General features: G+C 36.5%; 5 protein-coding genes. 1 reads left to right on the top strand and 4 read right to left on the bottom strand.

Features of this window, described 5'->3' with window-relative positions:
- The 3 genes from PROCOU_RS16885 to PROCOU_RS16880 form a co-directional block, all read right to left on the bottom strand.
- The coding region (locus PROCOU_RS16885) for a toxin Cry1Ac domain D-VI-related protein (protein ID WP_244266347.1) at window positions 1-1,227 on the bottom strand (1,227 nt) is incomplete at its 3' end.
- Window positions 1,151-2,266, bottom strand: coding sequence for a M60 family metallopeptidase (locus PROCOU_RS15655; protein ID WP_244266346.1), 1,116 nt, complete (start codon window positions 2,264-2,266; stop codon window positions 1,151-1,153). The genes PROCOU_RS16885 and PROCOU_RS15655, both read right to left, overlap by 77 nt.
- 25 nt (window positions 2,267-2,291) lie before the next feature.
- Window positions 2,292-2,840 carry a hypothetical protein gene (locus tag PROCOU_RS16880; RefSeq protein WP_051994466.1) on the bottom strand — a complete coding sequence of 183 codons (549 nt, stop codon included), beginning with the start codon at window positions 2,838-2,840 and terminating at the stop codon, window positions 2,292-2,294.
- Between the two features lie 252 nt (window positions 2,841-3,092).
- On the opposite strand from PROCOU_RS16880, the gene PROCOU_RS17605 reads away from it, so the two are divergent.
- Window positions 3,093-3,257: an IS110 family transposase gene (locus PROCOU_RS17605; protein WP_133621235.1), complete on the top strand. Its 165-nt coding sequence runs from the start codon at window positions 3,093-3,095 to the stop codon at window positions 3,255-3,257.
- Between the two features lie 180 nt (window positions 3,258-3,437).
- Here the strand turns inward: PROCOU_RS17605 and PROCOU_RS17875 are convergent.
- Window positions 3,438-3,871: immunoglobulin-like domain-containing protein (locus PROCOU_RS17875; RefSeq protein WP_036074269.1), on the bottom strand; the 434-nt coding region annotated here is incomplete at its 5' end.

Raw genomic sequence — 3,871 nt, 5'->3', positions numbered from 1 at the left:
CACCGATGCGTAGCGGATTAGCGTACCATTGACATAGATAGCTACTCGTTTTGCCGCTGGATCCACTGTACCTGTGATATATTTATCACCCTGTACAAACGGATGAATCGTTGGTGCTACAAGCTTAGCTTGTTTCTCATCTAGCTGACTTTGCGCGTTGTTTAGATCGGCTTGTAACGCTTCTTCCTTCACTGGGTCTGTCACCTTATTAATCAACGCTTGCGCCGCATCAATCTCCGCTTGTGTCATTGTTCCTGTAATCGTACCGTTTGGATCTTTGTTTGTGAATAAATTATTTACCGCTTCACGCGCTTCACTTTCTGCTTCTGCTTGCGCTGTTTTCGCATCTAATTGACTTTGTGCTTTGTTTAGATCTGCTTGTAACGCTGCTTTCTTCGCAGGGTCTGTTACTTTGTTAATCAACGCTTGCGCCGCATCAATCTCCGCTTGTGTCACTGTTTCTGTAATCGTACCGTTTGGATCTTTGTTTGTGAATAAATTATTGACCGCTTCACTAGCGTTCCCTTGATTTTCTGCTTCTGTGATATCAAAAACTTGGAAGTCACTCATGCCAAATACTTGCCAGTTACCGCTCTTATCTGAAATAAAACGATTTCCAACTGAAGTAGCAGTCGATTTTGCTGTAAACACAAGCTCTACACGTTGATTCACTCCATTTGAATATTTGTCACCTAGTCCACCTTTTGAACCGGAAAATACATTCGTTCCATCGTATAAAACAACAGCGCTTTTACCAGTGCGGTTGGCGGTTAATCTATACTTATGATTAGCAATCGTTTTAAGGGTTTGTCCCATAATTAACATGTTGTCATCTTTAATATACCCTTGTAGTTCACCAACCTGCGCACCCTTCTTCATCTTAATACTTGCATTGGTCGTAGGAACATTACCATCAGTATCTACTGGTTGTTGTAGCGTGATGCTTGTTGAGGCGTTACTAACTGCCACGTTATTACGGTATAATGCCCATTTATCGATCGCCGTACTAGACTCTGTGAATTTAAATGCTGGATTTCCAATCAGATTTCCCAGTTCTTGTTGAATGGCATTATATTGATTACCTTCGTCTAATTCATGTAGCAAAAGCGTTTGTGCAGTATCATACAACAACAAAAGTTCATCCTTATTATTAGCCTGTTGTATAGAAACCAACAACGTGTCTAACAATTCTTGCGTTACACCTGGTACTAATTTTTTTTCTTGCATTATCCGTAAACAGTTGTAACAATTGATTTTCTAAATTCACATCATATGGATAATAAGTCTTTAAGTGATGAACTCCATTATAGTGTGCCTCCACATTAATTTTATCATTCGGAAGAGGAAGAGTCTTAATAGTTAATGTATAGTTGTTGTTTAAAACGCCCCCCTCACCACCGTAAGCTTTTCCATCTGACACCTCTCCTAAATAATTATTATTTTTTGTTACAACATATTTATACCCTTTCAACCAATTCACATCAAAAGCCACCTGTATTTGGCTATCATTGTAAGACATACCTTTCACGACATTTTTAAAATACGCAAGCTCCGGGATGTATATATTATGGGGTATACCAATTCGATATTTATTAGTGTTCGTATTTAACCAAATAGGTTTATCTAACTCAGGGTAGTTTTTGAGTGCTTCCTTTGTACTCCCGGTAGCTGAGATTCCCCACATTTCAAAAAATGGAACTAAATTCAAATTGGCCACTTTTGAAGACTCAATTATGAAAACTTGCTTTTCCTCAGCATCTGTTTGTGGTTTTTTCTCCAATAATCTATACCTTTGATGCAGTTGTGGATAAAATGAATCTCCAAAAACATCCATAAGTTGCCAGTATAGTCCCAATTTCACATAATTGCTTTGTGACTCATAATTTTTATTAGATGAGGCTAAATAATTCTGAATTTGTGGGTGATAAGCATCTAAAGTAGTTATTCTTCCAGTTACAGCTTTCTGAGCTGCCATCGAATACAGATTGACGATTACTTCAGTAGCCTTGGAAAAAGTCATGGCATACATTTGCCTTTGATGACCACTCTCATGCCAAACACCCCAACCATTGTTAGTTTTTAAAAGACGCTCCATTGCACCTGAGCCATAATAACCCGTATATTCATTAGTTGCAAACATGTATCCGCTATTTGCCTCTACATAATGTTGTAAATGTTGGGCAGATAAATAATCTCCTCGTCCGGTCTCTAGTGTTCCTTCAATTTTATCTTGTGCAAACAAAAATTTATCATAGTAAGCCATCAACTCCTCTGGATTACTTATATATTTTTTAGCACTCGCATAACTTACAGTAATAAGAGCTTTTTTTGCTCACTAATTGTACCACTGGAGCAGAACTTTTTTCATTCATTTGTTCTTTAAAATCTAAATTAGATGTTTTTCCAAGCTCAAAAAAAGGAATTGTATTCAAGGGAGTGTTTAATTTAAATTTTACAATTCCATTATTTTGTCGGTTAATTAATGAAATTACTCCATCGCGATCAGCCATTATTTTATTAGAGCCTCTGACAAGGCTTTTCTTCGTGATGCCACCTGCTGTTGAAGGAGTTCCTATAGCTATTAAGATTCCAGAATCACTATTTGTGCTACTTGTAACTTCAATATCGATGAGCTCTCCTTTTTTCACATAATGAGGTGTTGGGTATAATTCAGAAAAACTAAGACTTCTGCCCAACCTATTTTTCTCACTTGTAATACTCCCTTTACCTTGCACCGTATAGGAAGTCTCCATTTCTTCAGCCTTAACTGGTTTTGTATAATATAATGAGAAACATAATGCCAGAATATTCAACAATATTACTATTCGTCTATTTTTCATTTTTTCCTCTTTCCTTTCTTGATTATATTTTTAATAAAGCAACTGTAATTACTTAAATTTAAAGAATGCTCTATTATTCTAATTTTTTAACCTTTATATAACGAATAATTGTACTTTTCACCTCCTCATATATTAGAATTAGATTTTTTAACTGAATGATTTTGTATATTCAAACCACTTTGTGATTTAGAATTGTAGTATAGGGGCCTTCCGTCACCTATTGTAAATAGCTACGTAAGTAGGAAGCATTTGGTGCCAGAAAATATAATGATTGGTATGGAGACAACGGGAGATTACTGGCTATCAATCTATCCTTTTTTACACAGATTAGATTTTCCAGTAACTGCTTTTAATTCCATTCAATCGGATGTTCTTCGAGACTTCTATATTCGTAAAACAGAGACGGATGCAGTCTAAAAATAATCCATTTTTTCATAATTACTTCTCCATTCCTTTGATAAATTTGTTATAAATCCTCTTATAACTTATATTTCTATTTAACCACTAAAAACTTCTGTTGCGACATTCATATTTTTCAGCATGGGCTGAAAAAATGAATATTATTATGTATCGAAGGCCAAGATAGGCCTCCGGGTCTTATTTCACTGTTTGTGTCAACGTATGAATAACAGTGCTATCGCTATCTAAAAAGCGTAACTCAAATTCCTTACCCACTGTTTTTAGTGCTGCAACATCTTGTATATACACCTTATATTGTCCGTCTGTGATCGAACCGTAACGAACAAGCGTACCATCCACATACAATCCTACGCGTGTTGCCACACCTGTCACACTTCCAGCCGCATAGCTTGATTTTGTAGTAACATCTGTCGGTGTTACGACTGTTTCCTTACTTACTACCGTTCCCATCGTTCTTTTTCCTTCTACCCCGGATTCATTGACAGCTACCACTTCAAAGGTTTGCCCTACTGTTTTTAGAAGAGCTACATCTGACGCATAGATGGAGTAGCTCGTGCCTGTAATCGAACCATAACGAACAAATACACCATTCACATTATAATGCAATTTTC

Source organism: Listeria rocourtiae FSL F6-920, from assembly GCF_000525975.1.
Classification (GTDB): Bacteria; Bacillota; Bacilli; order Lactobacillales; family Listeriaceae; genus Listeria_A; species Listeria_A rocourtiae.
The sequence above is the reverse complement of the archived record's forward strand: the minus strand, read 5'-3'. Positions and strand labels throughout refer to the sequence as shown.